We start from the raw sequence: 20,714 nt of genomic DNA, 5'->3' as shown, positions 1-20,714 counted from the left end.
CACTATTCAGCTGCCTCTTCAGTCTTTTCATCAGGAGAGGCTTCTTTAGTCTTTGGCTCTGGCGCCTCAGGGACTACAACTGAGCCTTTGTCTGGTGCAACGAAGGCGTCTTTTTCAGCTGGGTGCTTCATGAGCGATTCGTCGTACTCTTCGCCCTTGTGCTTTTGCCAGTCACCGGTGAGTTTCAGCAAAGCTGCGACTTGCTTGGATGGCTGTGCGCCAACACCCAGCCAGTACTGAGCACGCTCGGAGTCGATTCGGATAACCGACGGATCTTTTGTTGGGTGGTAGATACCGATTTCTTCGATAACAGCACCATCGCGCTTAGCGCGCTGGTCTGCAACTACGACACGGTAGTGCGGGGAACGGATCTTACCAAAACGTTTTAAACGGATTCTAACGGCCACTTTTGTGGTTGCTCCTGTTTCATATTTTTGTGATCCTTCCAGTCTTCCTGGGGGCAGGAATCCGGATACATCACGAACGGACTCATCGATCAGAGAATAGAGGGTAGTCTGACCGATGGATCAGTACCGGTCTATTATGACAGACATTAGTAGCAATTTGCTAATTGCCACTCATGTTTGCTTACAAGACGTGCGCTTCTTCACTTGTAGCGACTCCCCGAGTGTCAAAGAATAGCAACGCTTTTGGTGCCAGTTCAGAAATTTTGTATTCTCGGTGAGCTTGGAGCAGGATGACAATATCTGCTTCTTCGACAGCTTGGTCCAGGTCCGCAACTGATTCATGTTCGGTTCCGTTGACCGACCAGGTAGGTACGTTCGCGTCGTGGTAGGAAATGATTGCGCCTTTATCTGCCAGACCAGCTCCGACTGGGATTGCCGGTGAGTGCCGTTGGTCAGAAATATTGGCCTTATAGCTGACCCCTAGGAGGAGGACCTTTGACCCGTTGAGCGACTTCTGGTGTTGGTTCAACAGATCTTGGACACGTTGGACCACGTAGTTCGGCATCGAGTTATTAATGTCTTCTGCCAGGTCCACGAAACGGAATGGGTGACCCAGAGCTTTACGTACGGAATAGTTCAAGTAGCTCGGGTCGATGGGAATACAGTGACCACCGACGCCAGGTCCGGGGTAGAAGGCCTGGAAGCCGAATGGCTTGGTCTTAGCAGCCTTGATGACTTCCCAAATATCAATGCCTAGTTCATGGCTGAATTTCGCCATCTCATTGACCAGGCCGATGTTGATGTGGCGGTAAGTGTTTTCGAGAAGTTTTGCCGTCTCGGCTTCCTTAGCGCCCTTGACCTTGACTACTTGTTCAATGAATTGGCTGTAGAAAGATACGGCAAGATCGCCGGATTCATTCGTAACTCCGCCAACTACTTTGGGCGTGTTCTCTAACGTGTAAGTCTTATTGCCCGGGTCAATCCGTTCTGGAGAGAAAGCAAGGTAGAAGTCTTCGTCAAGTTTCCTACCGTCAGCTTCCAGTACAGGCTGGAGCAGTTCTTCGGTGGTTCCAGGATAAGTTGTGGATTCAAGGATAACCAGCGACTGACGGCGCAGATTGTCGGCTATGGACTGCGTGGCCGCCTCAACGGCTTGAAGATCCGGTCTGCCTGCATCGCCTAATGGTGTCGGAACACAAATGACAATTACGTCAGCTTCTTGGATGACGCTGTTGTCCGTTGTGGCCTGGTACCCGTTCTCCAGCATCTCCTTTAGCTCAGTGTCGGGGATATCTTCGACGTGGGACCTCCCAGCATTCAAATCATCAACGATCTTCTGGCTAACATCGAGGCCAGTAACGTTAAATCCTGCATTGCTAGCTGCGCGGGACAGCGGCAAGCCAACATAACCTTGACCTATTACAACGAGATCTTTCACGCGGTTTACTCCAAACCAATGTTCTTCACGAAACATACTTTGCATCGTGGAAATTTAACCACAGATAAAGCACGTCCGGTGAAATTACGCTGCTGTGCTGCCGGGCGTACTCGAGGAAACGAATCCTCCCTCTGAGGATTTATTTCAGATATTTGTCAAAACCCTTCGGCAGGTTGAGCTGTGATGGATCAAAATCTTTGGGATCGGCTCCGGCACCAAAGGCCGAGCCGATTTCCTGTGAAGCTTTCTTCGCTGCACGTTCTTGTTCTTTGAGAGCCTCGGCTTCGGCACGAGCAGGGTTACCGAAACGCTGCTGCTTACGGTTCTTCCCCTTGCCTTTACCTTTACGTTGGTTCTTACGTCCGCCACCTGGGGCCCCGCCGGGCATACCGGGCATTCCTGGCATACCGCCACCGGCTGCCATTTTCTTCATCATTTTTTGGGCTTCGCGGAAGCGTTCGAGCAGGGTGTTAACCTCGGAGACGTGGACACCCGAGCCGGCCGCAATTCGCGCGCGACGTGAACCATTGATTGCTTTAGGAACGTTGCGTTCGTACGGGGTCATCGACTGGATGATGGCCTCAATGCGATTGACTTGAGAGTCATCAAATTGTTCCAGCTGCTTCTTCATACCCTGCGCGCCAGGCATCATCATGAGCATCTTCTTCATCGAGCCCATTTTTTTCAGCTGCTGCATCTGCTCTAAGAAGTCTTCAAGCGTGAAGTCCTCTTGATCGGCAAACTTCTGCGCCATTCTTTCGGCAGAGGACTTGTCGATGGTTCGTTCGGCCTGTTCGATGAGTGACAAAACGTCACCCATGTCCAGGATTCGGGAGGCCATGCGGTCAGGGTGGAATACTTCAAAATCGCCGAGACCTTCACCGGTGGAAGCATACATAATCGGCTTACCAGTGATGTATTTAACCGATAGGGCGGCACCACCACGAGCGTCACCATCCATCTTGGACAGGACCACACCGGTGAAGCCGACGCCTTCGTTAAACGCCTGGGCTGTGGCGACAGCGTCCTGACCGATCATCGCATCAATAACAAACAGGACTTCATCAGGGTTGGTCGCCGCACGGATATCCGAAGCCTGTTGCATCAACTCTTGGTCGACGCCGAGACGGCCAGCTGTGTCAATAATGACAACGTCGTGTTGGCGATTCTTAGCTTCTTCTAGCCCTGCCTTGGCTACTTCGACAGGATCGCCTGTTGGATCTTCGTGCTCGGAGGACACTCCGGGATGCGGGGCAAAAACGTGTACGCCGGCGCGTTCACCGTTGACTTGGAGCTGCTTTACCGCGTTTGGCCGCTGCAAGTCGGCTGCCACAAGCATGGGAGCGTGGCCCTCTTGCTTCAAGTGTTTTGAGAGTTTTCCGGCCAGAGTCGTTTTACCGGCACCTTGCAGACCGACCAACATAATAACCGTGGGCGGGGTCTTCGCGAGCTGTAACGTGCGAGTTTCTCCGCCAAGGATTTCTTCCAGCTCACTCTGGACGATTTTGACGACCTGCTGGGCTGGGTTCAGTGCCTCGGAGACTTCTTCACCCAGGGCACGTTCTTTGACCTGCTTGATGAACTGACGCACCGCCGGTACCGCGACGTCAGCATCCAGCAAGGCACGCCGGATTTCGCGTGCGGTTGCATCAATATCTGCCTCTGTCAGCCTGCCCTTACCGCGAAGGTTTTTGAAGGTTGAGGACAGACGTTCCGTCAAAGAATTGAACACGTGCGATTATCCTTGTTGTCGACTCTGCTCGATCCGGATGTCTCGAGCATAAAAATGGTACCTGGCGCCTCACTTTATCAAGTCAGCGCGCCAGGCACACACTCGCTGTGATGTATTTATCTTCCAGCAAATCAGAAGCTAGCTAGCAATCAACGCATCCACAAAGGCTTCTGTTTCGAAAGGAGCCAGGTCATCGGCACCTTCCCCCAGACCAATAAGTTTCACTGGCACACCGAGTTGGCGCTGAATTGCCACAACGATTCCACCTTTGGCGGTCCCGTCGAGCTTGGTCAGGACAATCCCCGTGACATCTACGGCTTCGGTGAAAACCTTGGCCTGCATCAGACCGTTCTGACCGGTCGTCGCATCGATCACCAAGAGGACCTCATCAACCGGGGCTTGTTTCTCAGCCACCCGCTTGACCTTGCCGAGCTCTTCCATCAGGTTGGCTTTCGAGTGCAAACGACCGGCTGTGTCTACTAATACGACATCAGCTTCTTGCTGGATCCCGGCTTCTACCGCAGAGAATGCGACAGAAGCGGGATCGGCACCTTCTTGCTCGGAACGGACGGTCTCGACTCCGACTCGCTCTCCCCAGGTGGTCAGCTGTTCTGCTGCGGCAGCACGGAAGGTATCTGCGGCACCAAGAATTACGTTACGTTCCTCAGCGACTAGCACGCGAGCAAGTTTGCCAACGGTAGTGGTTTTGCCGACCCCGTTGACCCCAACGACCATCATGACAGCTGGTTTACCGTCTTTGCGGGTGGCAGCAAGCCGGCGGTCCATTGTTGGATCCACCATCTTGATGAGCTCTTCACGAAGCATCGTGCGAACAGCTTCGGGATCGCGCGTACCTTCGACGGTGACTCGCTCTTTGAGACGATCCACCAGCTCCATGGCTGGGTCCGTCCCGAGATCTGACATGAGCAGTGTCTCTTCGATCTCATCCCAGACGTCTTCGTCAATGTCATCCTGGGCCAACAGCGCCAAGAGACCCTTGGAGAAGACATTATTGGACTTCGCCAACCGTGCGCGGAGACGAGCCAGGCGTCCAGCGGCCGGGGCTGGTTTCTCAAGCTCAACTGCCGGCTCTTCAATTACCTCCGGCTCTGGCTCTGGTTCAGGTTCCGGCTCTGGAACCGGCGCTGGCTCTGGAGGCGCCTGCGGTTCAGCAACGGTGGGTTCCGTAACCGAGGGGACCTCAATGGTCGCCGCGGTGAGCTCTGGCTGAGGCTCAGGCGGAGGGGCAACTTTCGGTTCGTCGACAGGGCGGTCGAGTGCGACCACAGCACCGACACCAACGATTACAGGTCCGAGAAAAGCTAATAACAGAAGTTCCACAAGGTATAGTCTGGCACACTTTTCACCTGGTGCAACGTTCGTGTTATGCCATCGGCACAGCTGAAGACAGGGTGGCGTGAATTCTTGCGTGCCATAATGAAGGATATGTCTGCGTCGGTGGAAAAGATTAAGATCCCAGGTGAAATCCGCGTACTTATTGCGGCCGCTTTCATTATTGCCATTGGCTTTGGAATTATCACGCCAGTACTCCCCCAGTACGCCGAGTCATTCGGGGTTGGGGCATTCGGGGTCTCCGCTGTAGTTTCTATTTTCGGATTAGCGCGGCTGATTTTTGCCCCGGCCTCCGGGCGACTGACCATGAAGTTTGGAGAATCCGGTGTTTATATCACCGGCGTGACAATCGTTGGCATCTCGATGTTCGCGGTCGCTTTTGCCCAGACCTACACTCAGCTGCTGATCTTTCGTGGCCTCGGTGGTTTCGGGTCTACATTATTTACCGTTTCGGCGATGTCATTTCTCGCTGCGAAAGCTCCCCCTACTATCCGTGGGCGAGTGTCAGGGGCATATGCGTCCGCATTTTTGATCGGAAATATTTCGGGGCCCCTTGTTGGTGGTTTGCTTGTTGCGCTAGGGCCTCGGGCGCCGTTTCTCATCTACGGTGGGGCTCTGCTGATCGCTGCGTTTGTGGTCTATCTCGGCTTGCATCGTCAGAAAGGCGGCAAGCGCCATAAAGTCGTTGATGAGCGTGTGCCGTGGAACTTCGGTGATGCAATCAAAGACCACTCCTACCGCGCAGCACTCGGTTCTTTCTTTGCCAATGGCTGGGCGAGCTTTGGCGTTCGGAACGCCATCATGCCGCTCTTCGCTGCCGCTGCCTTTGCTGGAACGGGTTTCTTCCTTGATGGACCCCAAACTGCTGCGGTGGCATTATCCATCTTTGCTGCTGGCAACGTTATCGCTGTTACCTTCTCTTCGCGGTTATCAGACAAGTATGGTCGGAAGCCGCTGATTGTCATCGGCCTGGCGGTGGCAGCTATAGGCACCGGAGTTCTGGGCTTCATGACCAGCCCAATGCTGTTCTTTATCGCATCACTGATCGCGGGTGCAGGTACAGGCATGATGAACGCGCCGCAGCAAGCCGCGATTGCGGACCTCGTCGGTCAGGAACGAAAAGCCGGTACGGTTATGTCCGCTGCGCAAATGGCCTCCGATGTGGGCTCGATTATCGGCCCCTTATTCATCGGTTGGATCGTCGATCTCTACGGTTTCGAACTAGGTTTCGCTATTACCGGCGGGATCCTCGCTGTGGCCTGTATCGTGTGGACTTTCGCACCAGAAACCAACGTGCGAGTGGCCGGAGAGCGGCCCATAACAGGGTCCGTGCCGTCTGTGGCACAATCGAACGAGCAATCTCGCTCTGATTCAGATCAGGCCTGATGCAGCTTTTGACTGATGACCTGCGAGACGCCATCGCCACGCATTGAGACCCCGTAGAGCGCATCAGAAATCTCCATGGTCCGTTTCTGGTGGGTAATGATAATCAACTGGGAATCGTGCTGAAGTTCCTTGAAGATCGTCAATAAACGCGTCAGGTTCGTATCATCCAGCGCAGCCTCCACTTCATCCATCACATAAAACGGGGAGGGTCTGGCCTTAAAGATTGATACCAGCAGGGCAATGGCTGCCAGCGACCGTTCCCCTCCCGATAAGAGGGATAGCCGTTTGACCTTTTTACCTGCGGGGCGCGCTTCGACTTCAATGCCCGTTTCGAGCATATTGGCGGGATCAGTCAGCGAGAGACGTCCTTCTCCCCCGGGGAACACCGTGGCAAACACATGTTCAAACTGCGCAGCGGTATCCTCATATGCTGAGGAGAATACTTCTAGGACCGTGGCGTTGACATCTTCAATGATTTTGAGGAGATTGCGACGCGAATCCTCAAGATCAGCTAATTGCTGGCTCAGGTACTCGTGTCGTTCTTGAACCGCTTTATATTCCTCTAGCGCCAGTGGATTGATTTTGCCGAGCTCTTTGAGCTGCCGTTTTGCAGCACGCAGTCGTTTCTGCTGCTCCCCCCGGTTATACGTAAGGGCTACGAGGGCACCGTCGTCACCGGTATCGATGGGTTGATCCGGCCCAAAATGCGCCACCAGATACTGGTGAGAATAACCCAACTCATTCAGTGACCGCTCGTGCAACTGGGCCAATTTAATTTCATGTTCCTGGCGCACCAGACGGCGCTCATGGAGCTGCTCCTGAAGCTTTGCTAATTGGCTTCGTGAAGTTTTGACGACTTGATCTGCAGAATCGACTTCGGTCTGAAGTTCTGCGCGTTGGTGTTCGAGTGCTGCTGCATCTTGTTCAGCACGTTCGATGCTCCCGCCGATCCGATCGAGTGCGACCTCAATCCCAGCCTTAAGATTTGTCAGTCGCTGTACCGTGCGTTGCTGACGTACTAGGGCACGTTGGTACTCCCGCTGGGCGATCTTAGCAGCGGATAACCTTCGCCGAGCTTGCTCTACACGTTGCTCTGCTTGTTGGGCGGTGTTCTCCGCCGTTCGCAATGCTAACCGAGCTTCGGTTTCAGCAGCGCGAGCCGCACTCGCAGCCTGCTCCGAAGTTTGCTGCGCTTCAGCAGCCTGATCTGCACTCAGCGCGCTTCCGCTATCTAGAGAGACAGCGGCCTGCAGCGCGTCGAATCGTTCTTGAGCTTGCACATATGCGGTGCGCGCTTGTTCGAGATCCGCCAGAAGCTTGGCTCGCTGCTTTTCGCTGCGTTGCTGGGCTGCCGTTTGTTGTTGCAGGTTACGCTGCTGTACTGCTATTCGTTCGCGCAGTGTCGTTACCTCAGATTGCTTAGACTGCAGTTCAGCCTCGCATTCCTGGACGCTCTTTTGTGCCCTTTCATGAACGTCAAGAGCGTCTTCAAAAGTGCCTTGAGCCGTCTCTATGGCTGCTTCGAGTTCTTCAAATTGAACAACTGCCTTATCGTAAGTCGCTCTGCGCTCTAGTGAGCTGGTGCCACCCTCCCCGCGAACTTCTAACCATTGCGGGGTTAGAACATGCCCTTGTTTCGTCGCGATACAGAGATGCGGGCACTGTCGGACGAGTTCGCGGTCCCCCAGGATCTCCTGCGCTTGAGTTAAGGACTCGACCACAAGCCCAGACGATAGTATTCGTTGAAGATGGTGAAAGGCTTCTGAAGCATCTTCGCGAACCGACACCACCTTCTGGGCTGGTATAGCATCAGTTAGCTCGGGGAAGCTATGGGGTGATTTTTCGTCCTCATTCGGATGGAAGATTCGAACATCTGAGACTTTCTGCTCATCTAGTACTTCGAGCACTTCTGAGAGCTGTACCTCTGCATTCAGCCACACTCTGTCGGTGGAACCGGCTAGTAGCGCTGAGATTGCAGCTTCCCACCCGGGCTCGATCTCTAGTATCTCGGCCAGGTCGCGTGGTTCGAATTCGTGCAGCGCAGCTTGGGCTGACCCGGGGTCGGGTTGTAGGGACTGTTTGAGTACTTCTACACGAGCTTGCGCAGCGCTCGCTTCGTTTTTATAGGAATTGAGCGCTTTCTCGGCACTTGCTCTAGACTCTCGAGTGTTTTGAGCGTGTCGCTGGAGCTCTTCTTTGTGCTGGCGGCAGGCTTCCAGTTCTTTTTCTGCCTCCGTCAGGGAGGTCTTTAGCTGCTGGATTTCTTGCTGAAACTTCTCAAGCGAGCCCGTGCTGAAACCCGCATCTTGCTCTGCGCGTGCTAGTTCTGCTTGCAATGCGTGCAGTTTAGTCTCGGCTGATTTTCTGCGGCTTTCTGTCTGAGCGAAGGATTTTTGTTGATCAGCTTCCTCGCGTACTACCTGGGTATAGGTTTCCCGAGCCACGCGAGCTTTACGCTCTGCTGCTTCTCTCGCGGCTTGCGCGTTCTGAAGTGCATGCTGTAGCTCACTGAGTTTGTCCTTGCTGTGTACGTGCGCCTGTTCGTTCTGCGATAGCTGCTCACTGGCTTCCTCCGGAGAGAGCCCCGATGAGGCCACAGGTGGCCTCGAAGCAGTTTTGAGTCGCTCGTTCGCTAACGCCTCCAGAGACCGGAAACGTTCAGCAAGGGCAGTCAACTGGTACCGGTGGTCTCGCGCACTGTTTGCAGCTTGCGAGGAGTGCGCAAGCTTTTCGGAGAGTTCTTTGCCGGTCGCTTCGGCCAGTTCGAGCTTGCTCGTAAGCTCTTTCTGCTGTTGTTCAAGATTCTGATCGGCATCTAAGAGCTCTTGTAACCGCGCTGATTGGGTGACCACATCATCAGCTAGCAGGCGTGCGGTCGCGTCTTGGACATCATGCTGAATGCCCTGCGCTTTACGTGCTGTCGCGGCCTGTTTTGAAAGCGGTCCAAGCTGTCGATGCACCTCGTCAGTCAGGTCCCGGATACGGTCAAGGTTTGCGCGCATCGACTCAAGCTTGCGCTCCGAACGCTCTTTCCTCCGCCGGTGTTTCAGAATACCGGCGGCTTCTTCGATAAAACCTCGACGTTCTTCCGGAGTCGCTTGAAGGATCTTATCGAGCTGACCTTGGCCAACGATCACGTGCATTTCTCGGCCGAGCCCGGAGTCCGATAGCAACTCTTGAATATCTAATAAGCGCGCGGATTTCCCGTTGATCTGATATTCAGAACCACCAGAGCGAAACAAGGTACGCGAAATCGTGACTTCAGAGTATTCGATCGGCAACGTGCCGTCCGAATTATCGATCGTGAGCTCGACCTGAGCCCGTCCCAACGGTGCGCGGCCGGTGGTGCCGGCGAAGATGACATCTTCCATCTTGCCGCCGCGCAGGTTTTTCACACCCTGCTCCCCCATGACCCAAGCCAATGCATCGACCACGTTCGACTTACCTGACCCGTTGGGGCCTATAACCGAGGTAATGCCCGGTTCGAATTCGAACGTGGTCTTTGAAGCGAAAGACTTAAAGCCACGGATGGTCAGAGTTTTTAGGTACATACAGGGAGGTTAGTGGAACGGCTAGTTCTTCAGACCGTCATCAAATTCTGGCATGCGTTCCCCGACCCCGAGCAGTTCTGCAATCGCCGAGACCGTGCGAGCCCCAGCTTTCCCGTCCCCATAGGGGTTCACAGCTTCTGACATGGCGTGATAAGCATCTGCATCAGTCAGCAGTGTGGTCACCTCGTCATAGACCCGTTCTTCTGCAGTGCCGATCAGGCGTACGGTTCCGGCAGTGACAGCCTCGGGACGTTCAGTGTTTTCCCGCATGACTAGGACCGGCTTGCCCAGGCCTGGGGCTTCTTCTTGCACGCCGCCAGAGTCTGTTAGCACGACGTTAGACAGGCTGATCAAGTGAGTGAATTGGCCGTAAGCCAGTGGCTCGGTGACGATGACATTCGACTTGTCTTCGATGAAGGGCAAGATGGCTTCACGCACGACAGGATTCTTATGTGCTGGCAACACAAAGACAACATCCGTGTGAGTATCGGCTAGGCGTGCCAACGCTCGGCCGACGCCACGCATGGCATCGCCCTGGTTTTCACGACGGTGGGTGGTCACCAGCACGAGTTTCTGTCCGGTCGCGACATCCTTTGCGACCTTCTCTAGCCGTTCGTCTTCAAACGGTACCTTTTTGTCTACGACGTCATAGAGTGCATCGATAACCGTGTTTCCGGTGATGTACACATCTTCAGCCGGCACCGTTTCACGCAATAGATTGGCTTTTGACACCGAGGTTGGTGCCAGATGCAGCGATGCGAGCTGGGTGGTGAGCTTGCGGTTGGCTTCTTCTGGGAAGGGCGAGAAGATATTGAACGAGCGCAACCCGGCTTCGGCGTGGACTACCGGGATGCCCCGGTTGAACGCCGCGATCGCACCTGCTGTGGAAGTGGTGGTGTCACCCTGGACGACTACGGCATCTGGCGCTATTTCTTCCAAGATTGCATCCAGGCCTGAGATATTTTTTGCCATGACCGCATTGAGTGTTTGGCGGGGCTGAATGATGTTGAGATCATGATCCGGAGTGATACCGAAAAGTTCGTTGACCTGATCGAGCATCTCCCGATGCTGGCCGGTGACTGTCACGTAGGGCTCCATGACCTCGGAGGCTTCCAAGGCTTTAATGATGGGGGCCATTTTGATTGCTTCAGGACGTGTGCCGTAGACCGGCATGATTTTTTTCAACGTGATCCTCAATTCAGGAAACGGACGGGTGCCAACCTGATTTCAGCACACTTGTGAAACCAGAAATGTTCTACTATGACTCTGCACTAGTCTAATCTCTTTGGACGTGGTCCCTTGTCTGAAAGTACCATGCGAAATTTTGTGACCAAGGTGCTTCACAACAGCTGCTATTGGGCCGCTTGGCGATCGAATTACCGCCTGCATTCAATTTGTGAAAGTATTATAGGTCGATAGCGCAGCGTGATCTTTAGACTACGACATCTCTTGATCGTAGTCATCGAAAGGAAACTACATGGCGACTGAGGATGCATCGAAGCCGTCCCAAAGCGGCGATGTCCAACTCGTCAAAGTCGACGGTTCCGGTTTCACTCGGGTAGGGCGTCGCCCTGGGCTTTGGAAATACCTCAAACAAGTGTGGGACTTCCGGCATTTCATTGTCTTTGATTCCAAATCCAGGATCGCTGGAGAATCCTCCGACGACAGCCTCGGGCGTGTATGGATGGTCCTCAACCCAATCTTGCAGGGCGCAGCGTACTTCCTCGTTTTCGGCATCATGCTGGATACCAGCCGCGGCATCGACAACTTCATCGCCTATCTTATTATCGGCGTGTTTATGTACCGCTTCACTGCGAGCACCATTACGGCTGGTTCTAAGGCCATCTCGGGGAACCACGCTCTGGTCACAGCATTTAATTTCCCCAGAATGACCCTCCCCATTGCGATTAACGTACGCGAAATGATGCGGCACACCACCACATACATCACGATGTTCGCGTTGATTCTGCTGATCCCACCCCTAGAACCCATCACCTGGAAATGGCTGTTGTTCTTCCCGATCGTGGCGTTACAGTTCCTGTTCAACCTGGGGCTAAGCATGATTCTGGCTCGCATCGTGGCAGACTGGAACGATTTCACACACATCATCACCTTTGCCACACGCATTTGGATGTACTTATCAGCCGTGTTCTACAGCACAGATCGGTTCGCAGACATGCCACTCGTGTTGAACCTGATGTATGCAAACCCGCTGTTCAACGTGTTGGATATGACTCGCGACATTCTTCTTTACGACACCTTCCCGGAACCCATGCGTTGGATCGTGTTGGGAAGCTGGACCCTAGGAGTGCTCGTTATCGGTACCATCATCTTCTGGCAGGGCGAAGAGAAGTACGGAAGGGAACGCTGATGACCGCCACAGAGACCGTCGCGACAACAGTCAGTGATGCCACTGTCGTGATTGATAATGCTTCGTTGACCTACACCGTGCGCAGTGCAACGAAAGAGACCGGACCTCGGTCACTCATACAGCGCATCAGGGGTGTGGCTGGCGTTTCTCAGCAGTACGTGGACGCGCTGAAACCTCTGTCTTTAGTAGTGCGCACTGGAGAAGCCGTAGGGGTCATTGGTACCAACGGCTCGGGTAAGTCCACTCTCATGAAGCTACTCACCGGACACCTGCCACCTACCCAGGGCACCATTTACGCGACTTCCACTCCGGTCATGCTCGGCGTCAACGCGGCGCTGGTGAAACAAATCTCCGGCTACGACAACATCACCCTGGGTTGTCTCGCTATGGGGATGACACGACAACAGGTTGAAGAAAAGCGCGAATCGGTAATCGAACTGTCCGGACTCGAAGACCGAGCTCTCCGGTTGCCCATGAAGGCTTACTCTTCAGGTATGGCATCACGCTTGCAATTTGCAATCGCCACCAGCATGGACCCGGAAATTCTGATCATTGATGAGGCGCTCAATACTGGCGACGCACAGTTCCGGGATCGTACAGCCGCACGCATCGATGAGCTCCGTAGCCAAGCCGGTTCCGTGTTCTTGGTTAGCCACTCGTTACCCACTATTCGTGAAATGACCAACCGTTGCATATGGGTCCAACAGGGTGAACTCGTCATGGACGGTGACCCGGCTGAAGTCACCAAGGCCTACCATGGCTACACCAAGCGGATGGCTCAAAAGAAATACGAAGAGGGCGCAAAGTATCTTGATGGAATCCGGCAGGACTATGTGCCGCAAGCAGTGGTGTGGTCCTAACCGCGCCCGGGCCGCGACGCATACCTTCGTGCTGAGTCACCACGTTGGCTAGCCATACTATGATGAAGGCCGAATCTTTAAAGAAAGGCCGTCTCGCATGACACGTTCTTGGTTCCAGCGACTCCGTGGGTTTCTGACCCGCAATAGTTCGCTCCACCAGGATGATAGCAATCCAGAACGTGGCGATCATGAAGCGACTGAAGAGCGTCAGTTTACGCTAGCCGATTTAAACCCTGACGCAGCGCGCAGACAAGCGAAAATCGGTAAAGGCTATGCGCGCGATAAGTACACCAAAAAACGCCTGGCAGAGCTCAAAGAAGGCACCGTAACGCTCCCCCCGCATAAATCGTGGAGCGGAGATTATACGGACTGGGCTGCCGATCCTTTTCAAGATCTCAATTGGCGATTCCAGTTCCATACGCTGCGATGGATCAACCCCTATCTCTGGGACGCCTTAGATGGTCACGAAGACTCTAAAATCGAGTGGAAACGTATCGTTCGCTCGTGGGCCGAAGCGAATCTTCCTCCCGAACAAGCGGCTGATAAGTATGCTTGGATGGATATGACTGACGGGAACCGAGCGATACAAATCAGTCTCGGTGCACCGCTTATCGACGAAGATGACCATTGGTACGCCGACCTGTTAGCTGCCCACAGAAATTGGCTGCTTGATGATACGAAAATCGTGCCGGGGAATCATGGTCTCCACCAAAATCTTGGCTTGTTTGTGGTCTCCGCTGTGTTGCGTGACCAGATCGGTATCGATCGCTCTCTGAACCGCTTAGGAGCTCAAGTTCTTGAGGCGTTCGATGAGAAGGGCTTGAACGAAGAGGGTTCGGTCGCCTATCACCAGATCAACGTTGTGTGGTGGACGCAAGCACAAAAGCGACTCAAACTCGAGGGGTACGATCTTCCACAGGACGCTGTCGATCGTCTCGATAAAGCCGGCGAAGCCATGGCTTATCTCGTCTTACCCGACGCCACAATGCCACAGATCGGAGACGGAGGTCGAGGAAGAGGCCAGCGGCGTATGCATCCGCTACTCGACCAAGTAATCAAGGGGCAGGTACAGGAGCGAGATCTTCCGCTTTTCAAACACTTCCCGAATGGTTTCACCGTTTCACGCAGCGGCTGGGGGCATAACCGCCCTTTTCTGCAGGAATCCCACACGATTATCCGACACGGGATTGACCTCGAGCGGCACTCACACAACGACCGAGGCAGCGTCCATATTTACACACGTGGACGCCGCTGGATCACGGACGGTGGCTTCCACAGCTATCAGCAGCGCAACCGACACCGCAATTACACGAAATCGCGCTCCGCACACAACCTGGTTGACCTGCCCGAGCAAGAATACGATAAAACCGGTGATGTGCCCGTCCAACTGGTACAACACGAGGATGACTTGCACGTGGTGGAAATTCTCGATGAGAATTTTCAATCTGCCTGGTGGCGTCGCAGGGTAATCTACCTACCCAAATTGGACACGTGGGTTATATGGGATCGTGTGAAAGCTGAACAACATGAAACCATCCGCCAGCAGTGGCTAATGGATTTAGGTGTGAGAGTCACTCAGCAATCCGATACAGGCCTTAAGTTGCACGATAAATCGCATGCTCTAAAAATGGAGTGGTTCGGGGACGTACCCGCTCTTGATATAGCCAAGGGTGACCGCAATTCACAATCCAAACGAGGCCTGATCGGTATTGGCTGGAAAAAAATGCGGAACGGTACATCCGTTCACGCGAACTTCAATAATGACTCTGTGGACTCCATAGTCGTGATTACTGCTGACAACGATGCAGCTCCCTCCATCAAGCTCGAGGAATACACACCTATGTCATCCTTTAATCTCATGCTTGAGCGCGATGATGTCATTCAATTGCTCCACGCCGAACCACGCACCACGAAGCTCACAGACTAAGAACTTCGCGGTCACCCTCTAGAGACGTCCACGACACCGACCACAGAGTGCTGGCTCCTAAGAACTATTATTGTCCCGAGCGTTCCAGTACGGCCAGACGGCTCGTGCCTTTTTCGATGTGTTGGAACTCAGGGTATGCTTCCAACCAAGCATCGACGATTCCGGCTTCATCATCCCGATGAGCGTCGTCAAGAATAACTGTGGCTTGCGGAGCCAAATGATGGACGAGTTTCGGGAGTGAAGGGTAACGCGCCTGAGGTCCTGTTGCTGCAGGAGGTCCGTCAACGATTAGCATGTCTATGTCGCTGAGATCATCCATGGCCGCTAGGGAGTACCAGTCGAAGTTCTTTCCGTCGCACTCTGTAGGTTCCAACGGTGCGAGGCGTGTATCAATTACGTCGTTGAGGTTATGACGATCAACGGCTCCGCGTGTGAGACCGAGATAATGCTCCAGATGATCAAGCGAAACTAATTTCCCACCAATGGACTGACAGAGATATCCCAACCATACCGTCGAGGTACCACTACCGAGCTCGAGGATCCGCCGCGGACGTCGTTCCTCCACGACAGCGAGCAGATGGGCCAATGCCTGCGAATCGATTGCGAAACCACCGGTGCTTGGCATCGGGAGCTTAACCTCTGGGTACCGCTGATAAATGTGAACTAGTGATTCAGTCTGACGAGTACTGTCTCGTATAGCGTGAGTCAGCTGCTGTCGGTTCGTCTTGGCAAGCCGCTGGACACCTTTGTCGAGCTCTGATACTTCGTCATCAAGTGTTTGTAATCCCTTACGCGAAAGATCTTGAGTGTTCGTCAAAGTTTTCTGGAGCTCACTGAGTGACTGGCTTAACTCCGCGAAGTTGTCATCCAGTCGGGCTCGGGCTTCATCTTGGCGTCGCATGCCTTGTTTTACCCGCGCAGACAATTTCTGGACCACGGTCTTGGTTCGTTGCTCTCCTGTACGAGCATGATGAGTAACGTATCGGGCTATAAGCAGAAGGCTCAGCACACTGGCTATGAGGCCGCCAAAAAGCAGCGCCGCGACGAGTACCCACCAACCGTTGATTGCAGCAAGTATTCCTAGCGCACCGAGGATGGTGATCGCAGATAGCATCGCTATTGCAATGTTGCGTAGAGTGCCCAAAGTTTCTCCCAGTTTGGTGACGCGTGCCATGCAGCACATTCATAAATTCTAAACTATTCGTGGAGATACGAAAGGTTTGGGCTTGTCCGCGAGCTTGTGTTGGAAATGAGCAGTAACTCATCTGCCAATCATCTATGCCGGGCTGCGGAACTACCCCTCCTGGCTAGCTTGTTGAATCGAGTGCACGGCTTCGTCAGTGTCACGGTTCCAGAACCTCTGAGCTTCTTCGGTCTGCCACTCATGAGAACCATACATCTGCCCGAGCTCTTCCACTGTAGCTATCGCTTGCGAACGCTGTTCTTCCGGAACGTCATCCAGCTTCCGCAGGTACCATCCAGTAAAGAATGTCTCCATACGAGACGCTTTGTAGCTCTCCAACAATCCGACCTCTTCCAGCCATTGGCTGCGGGCGGACTCTAAGGGCAAATACTTATCGAAGAACTTGGCGTTGACCGTATTCACCACGGAGTTTTCCACTTGGGCATAGTATGTGTGGGCTGCTACCGGAACTACTGCGAACTTATTGGCGTAGTAGAGCATCTGCTGGAAAAAATAGGAATCTTGCCCGACAGCACCGACTGGTTGGGTAAGCCCAAGGCCTCGCAACCAGTCGGTACGCGCCACAATGGCTTGAATGCTAATGGGCATGAAGTCCATATCGACCAGTGCTTGGGGTCCGCCTTCGCCGATATTGCCTTCGATGCCAAGACGATCCCGTAAGAACTTCGTGTAACGTACCGGGCTGTTGTCGCCGCGCCACCGGGTCATGTCACCGACCGCGAAGTCGACATCAGTCTTTGCGGTGATGTGCAGGAGTTTGACGTAGGCATCGTTGAGCGCTTCATTATCTGGATCCAGGTACGTCACGTATTCACACGAGGCGAGTTCCAGACCCTTATTTCGCGGGCGAGAAGCACTGCCTGAGCCTCCCGGTTCAAATCGATATACAGTCGCACCTATGAGCTCCCGTTCCAAGGCCTCGAACGCATGAATCGTTGTGGGATCAGTGGAACCATCGTCGACCAAGATGATCTCCATCTGATCGAAAATACTCGATCGCCGCAGTGAGGCGATGCATTTATACAGCAGGTGCGGCCCGTTGTTGTAGATCGGGACAACCACGGACAGTATGGCCGGCTTATGGGTGCGCTGTGTGACCTCGATGGTTTCGGTGCGCGTTCGTATTCCGATGTCGTCTATGCGATAGCCGGGTTTGGGCTCGACACTGCGAGGGATAACCCCTATATACTCTGCCCCCAGCGAGTGCTGATTCTGCAGCGCAGCGTAGGTATGTCTCATGGCGTGATGTGGGTTGGCTGCAGACGCTTCAAACTTCTCAACTGCACGCGCATCGGTATAGCGGAAGGCGTTGACCAGATCTTCCACATGAGTAGGCGCATACTCATGCTGGGTACCGACATGGACGACAACGTCGGCACGATCTGGAAGATCATGGACGTTGCTGACATCGTCTACCGGGACGGTATCGACGATATTTGGGTAGGTTTGCTGGGCCATATCCTGCTGTAGTGCCGCGTCGTCTGAGTGCTTGAGAATGACGACTCTTGGCTCTGGGACGCTGGCACTCAGACCAATGGTCGAGAGAATTTTTGAGATACGCATGAGAGCCAGCTCGTGTGAGAAAGCCGAGCGGATCCCCGCTGCTTGAATGTCTCGGATTTCACGTTCAGTCATTGTGTTCAACGTGGCTAGGGTATCAGTGAAACCGTTACTGATGTGTACGTGAGGGTAGCGAGAATTCAGTGCCACATTGTAGTTACTGAGCACCACAGTGCCCTGAGCCTGTAACTCGATGGCCCGGTTAGCAAACATAGAAGAAGAATCAGACACTGAGTTGAGATTAACGCTGACATCGACACGGCGCTGAATATCCAACAAAGTCTGATGATCTATGGCTGGAGTGAGGGTATAGGCGTAGCGGTTGGGGAATCGATACCGCGGATCGTGGAGCTCGGAATTACGGTCGAATATCAACAGATCGTAGTAGTCAGACGCTACGACGGCATCGAGGATGTCGCCGCCCCATCGGGCTCGGTCTGGATACTTATGGTTGAACCAGGAGCCGGCAAAAGGCACCAGGGACTTTATCTCGCCCTGTTGGCTACCTATCGGCGAGTGATTTTTCGGGTTGATGCCAAAGGACAGTGTCTCAACATTGATAGCGTGAGGACAGTCCGCCCGATACTGTTCAACCTTCTCCTCAGCTGAAGTGAAGATGTAGTCGGCCTGCTGCGCAAACGGCAAGAACTGAGCGTAGTTTGGTGGGTCTTCTTTCGAGTAAAAGACGATCGGGATCCCGAGGTCGCGGTAGAACGGAAGGATGTGGTCGAATAGGAGCTCCCGCTGCTCACTACGTCGAGCTGTCACGCCCTTCCACGATATGCCGTCGATTCCTTTCCACGTGGAAACCAACAGGAGTACGTCAATATCAGAATGCTGCTGGTAATTATGCGGATAAATGGGCTTGAAGTCTGCTAATCCTTCAAAGCTCTTGTACAAAAAGAGATCAGAAATTATACCGATCTTTGTGGCAAATGGTGTGTTCGCGATCCCGCCGCTGGTGGGTGGGAGATCAGACAATTGACCGAGAACCTCTGACCTCAGATCCTGCCCTCTGGGAGCATGCAGTAGATGCGAGAGGCGATCTGAAATCGGTTCGGAGTGGATTGCTGAGATACGCAGCAGGCTGCTCATGTCTGTAAGACTGCCGTAGGTAGCTAGGCGTTGTTGAACTTCCTGCTGTTGCGTAGCTAGTTCTTCAAGCCGCTTCTGAAGTACATCGAACCTTCTCGGTGACGCATTCGAGACCGAACCCAATATTGATACACCTTCTATCCACGTAGGAGGGTCGAGGCAGTTATTTTCTGAGGTTTTTTAGGCCGTGATACATCTTGTGCACACCGGGTAACGTGCCGATCTTGCGACGTACTCGCTGACGGAGCGTACGGTTCTGCCGCGAAGGCGCTAGGGCACTTCGTTTCAGCTCATGCGTAAGCTCGCCACCCTCAGTGAGTCGGGCAAGCATATCTCTGGCATCCGTAAGACGACCTGGATGTCTATCTTCGAGATGGGCCCACAACACATCATTTTCTAAACGAAGTTGTTTCTCGCTCTCTAACGCAACCCTTAATTCTTCTTGGAGGCGCTGTTGAGCTTCGACTTCTTCAATAAGTCGATGTTGAAGTACTTCAAGGCTTACTTCCTCGAGATTGTCACTCATAGACAATGACTCTACTTGCTATCTCGCCATTGACCGCGGGTGTCGATGACGCGTTTCTCGTACGCTTTGGGACCGAGGTCGGCGAAAGCCGCGTGATCAACCAGCAGGACGACAATGTCGGCGGCGTCAATGGCCTCGTGAACTTCGCACAACTCCAGGTTATCTCGACCTTGCAAGCGTGGTGGGAGCTTCTCGATATGGGGCTCGACGGTGAGGATCTTGGATTGCGTAAATTGGTCCGAGAGCGCCTCGGTAATATTCAGCGCTGGGGACTCGCGCAGGTCATCAATGTTCGGCTTAAACGCCAACCCCAGCGTGGCGATGACCGGGGTGCGCCCGGTTTCTTGTTGCACATCAAAGGCCTCGGCTTTGATCTGGCGGATGACCCACTCAGGTTTTGAGTCGTTGATTTCGCGGGCACTGCGGATGATTGTGGCTGTCTCCGGGGCTGCCGCGACAATGAACCATGGGTCGACCGCAATACAGTGCCCACCAACTCCAGGCCCGGGCTGGAGAATGTTGACCCGGGGGTGCCGGTTGGCCAGGGCAATGACTTCCCAAACATCGACGCCGATTTCATCGGCAATCATCGACAACTCATTGGCAAAGGCGATATTGACATCGCGGAAGGAGTTCTCGACGAGTTTGGACATCTCCGCGGTGCGGGTATCGGTGGTAACCAACTCCGCCTCGCAGAAGGTCCGGTACAGTTCAACAGCGCGTTCGGCAGCCTCCGGGGTGGACCCGCCGATAATCCTGTCATTGGTGACCAGCTCACGCATCACCTGACCTGGCAACACACGTTCGGGAGCGTGCGCGAACTGCAACGTGCCAGCTTCGGCCAGATCTGGGCGCGCTTCGTGGATCACCTCAGCCAACCGTTCAGTGGCACCGGGAGGGGAGGTCGATTCAAGAATAATCAGCTCGTCACCCGACAACTGGGGTGCGAGATTTCGACCAGCGGATTCAATGTAGGACACATCCGGGGTCTTGTTCTCAAGAAACGGGGTCGGGACCGCCACAATGTAGGCATCAGCCGTCGGAGGTTCGACTGTGGCCGTGAGTCGACCGGCGGCCACATTGCGAGCCACATAATCCCCTAGCTCTGGCTCCACGAAGGGGACCGATCCGGCATTCACGGCATCAACGGTCTTGGGGTTGACGTCTACGCCGTGGACCCGCAAGCCCTTATCAGCCAAGATCGCAGCCGTTGGCAACCCGATGTAACCAAGACCGATGACGGCAACGCTGGAGATATTCGACATTCACTATCCTTCTCACGGCACGAGCAGAGGCCCGAATTG

Annotated in this window: 14 protein-coding genes; 4 read left to right on the top strand and 10 right to left on the bottom strand. The window is 54.0% G+C overall.

What is annotated here, in order from left to right:
• Positions 1–2 precede the first annotated feature (2 nt).
• The 4 genes from rpsP to ftsY form a co-directional block, all read right to left on the bottom strand.
• Positions 3–407, bottom strand: a complete 405-nt coding sequence (rpsP, locus tag J2S62_RS05810) for a 30S ribosomal protein S16 (RefSeq protein ID WP_310172470.1) — start codon at positions 405–407, stop codon at positions 3–5.
• Between the two features lie 181 nt (positions 408–588).
• Positions 589–1,845, bottom strand: a complete 1,257-nt coding sequence (locus J2S62_RS05805; protein WP_310172467.1) for a nucleotide sugar dehydrogenase — start codon at positions 1,843–1,845, stop codon at positions 589–591.
• 139 nt (positions 1,846–1,984) lie between these two features.
• Positions 1,985–3,577, bottom strand: a complete 1,593-nt coding sequence (gene ffh, locus J2S62_RS05800; RefSeq protein ID WP_310172464.1) for a signal recognition particle protein — start codon at positions 3,575–3,577, stop codon at positions 1,985–1,987.
• A 138-nt stretch (positions 3,578–3,715) separates the two neighbouring features.
• Complete coding sequence (gene ftsY, locus J2S62_RS05795) at positions 3,716–4,918, bottom strand: signal recognition particle-docking protein FtsY (protein WP_310172462.1); 1,203 nt, start codon at positions 4,916–4,918, stop codon at positions 3,716–3,718.
• Positions 4,919–5,014: 96 nt separating this feature from the next.
• On the opposite strand from ftsY, the gene J2S62_RS05790 reads away from it, so the two are divergent.
• Positions 5,015–6,316: an MFS transporter gene (locus tag J2S62_RS05790; RefSeq protein ID WP_407649908.1), complete on the top strand. Its 1,302-nt coding sequence runs from the start codon at positions 5,015–5,017 to the stop codon at positions 6,314–6,316.
• On the opposite strand, the gene smc is transcribed toward J2S62_RS05790, so the two are convergent.
• Together smc and wecB are read right to left on the bottom strand one after the other, a co-directional pair.
• Positions 6,307–9,867 (bottom strand): chromosome segregation protein SMC, encoded by a 3,561-nt coding sequence (gene smc / locus J2S62_RS05785; RefSeq protein ID WP_310172457.1) that lies wholly within the window; start codon positions 9,865–9,867, stop codon positions 6,307–6,309. The genes J2S62_RS05790 and smc overlap by 10 nt on opposite strands.
• 21 nt (positions 9,868–9,888) lie before the next feature.
• Entirely contained in the window at positions 9,889–11,052 is a 1,164-nt protein-coding gene (gene wecB, locus J2S62_RS05780; RefSeq protein WP_310172453.1) for a non-hydrolyzing UDP-N-acetylglucosamine 2-epimerase, read from the bottom strand.
• Between the two features lie 292 nt (positions 11,053–11,344).
• On the opposite strand from wecB, the gene J2S62_RS05775 reads away from it, so the two are divergent.
• The 3 genes from J2S62_RS05775 to J2S62_RS05765 all read left to right on the top strand — a co-directional run bounded on the left by J2S62_RS05775 (position 11,345) and on the right by J2S62_RS05765 (position 15,025).
• The gene (locus tag J2S62_RS05775; protein ID WP_310172450.1) at positions 11,345–12,238 is read left to right on the top strand and encodes an ABC transporter permease; all 894 of its coding nucleotides are present in this window, start codon (positions 11,345–11,347) and stop codon (positions 12,236–12,238) included.
• Positions 12,238–13,098, top strand: a complete 861-nt coding sequence (locus J2S62_RS05770) for an ABC transporter ATP-binding protein (RefSeq protein WP_310172448.1) — start codon at positions 12,238–12,240, stop codon at positions 13,096–13,098. Before J2S62_RS05775 ends, J2S62_RS05770 begins: the two co-directional genes overlap by 1 nt.
• A 97-nt stretch (positions 13,099–13,195) precedes the next feature.
• Entirely contained in the window at positions 13,196–15,025 is a 1,830-nt protein-coding gene (locus J2S62_RS05765) for a heparinase II/III domain-containing protein (protein WP_310172446.1), read from the top strand.
• Between the two features lie 67 nt (positions 15,026–15,092).
• On the opposite strand, the gene J2S62_RS05760 is transcribed toward J2S62_RS05765, so the two are convergent.
• The 4 genes from J2S62_RS05760 to wecC all read right to left on the bottom strand — a co-directional run bounded on the left by J2S62_RS05760 (position 15,093) and on the right by wecC (position 20,675).
• Complete coding sequence (locus J2S62_RS05760) at positions 15,093–16,199, bottom strand: class I SAM-dependent methyltransferase (protein WP_310172443.1); 1,107 nt, start codon at positions 16,197–16,199, stop codon at positions 15,093–15,095.
• Between the two features lie 120 nt (positions 16,200–16,319).
• A complete protein-coding gene (locus J2S62_RS05755; protein WP_310172441.1) occupies positions 16,320–18,770 on the bottom strand; it encodes a glycosyltransferase in 2,451 nt (816 codons plus the stop codon).
• Positions 18,771–19,047: 277 nt separating this feature from the next.
• Positions 19,048–19,410, bottom strand: a complete 363-nt coding sequence (locus J2S62_RS05750; RefSeq protein ID WP_310172440.1) for a hypothetical protein — start codon at positions 19,408–19,410, stop codon at positions 19,048–19,050.
• 11 nt (positions 19,411–19,421) lie between these two features.
• A complete protein-coding gene (wecC, locus tag J2S62_RS05745) occupies positions 19,422–20,675 on the bottom strand; it encodes a UDP-N-acetyl-D-mannosamine dehydrogenase (protein ID WP_310172438.1) in 1,254 nt (417 codons plus the stop codon).
• Positions 20,676–20,714: the final 39 nt, after the last annotated feature.

Origin of the sequence: Enteractinococcus fodinae, assembly GCF_031458395.1 — a bacterium.
Lineage (GTDB): Bacteria > Actinomycetota > Actinomycetes > Actinomycetales > Micrococcaceae > Yaniella > Yaniella fodinae.
The sequence above is the reverse complement of the archived record's forward strand: the minus strand, read 5'-3'. Positions and strand labels throughout refer to the sequence as shown.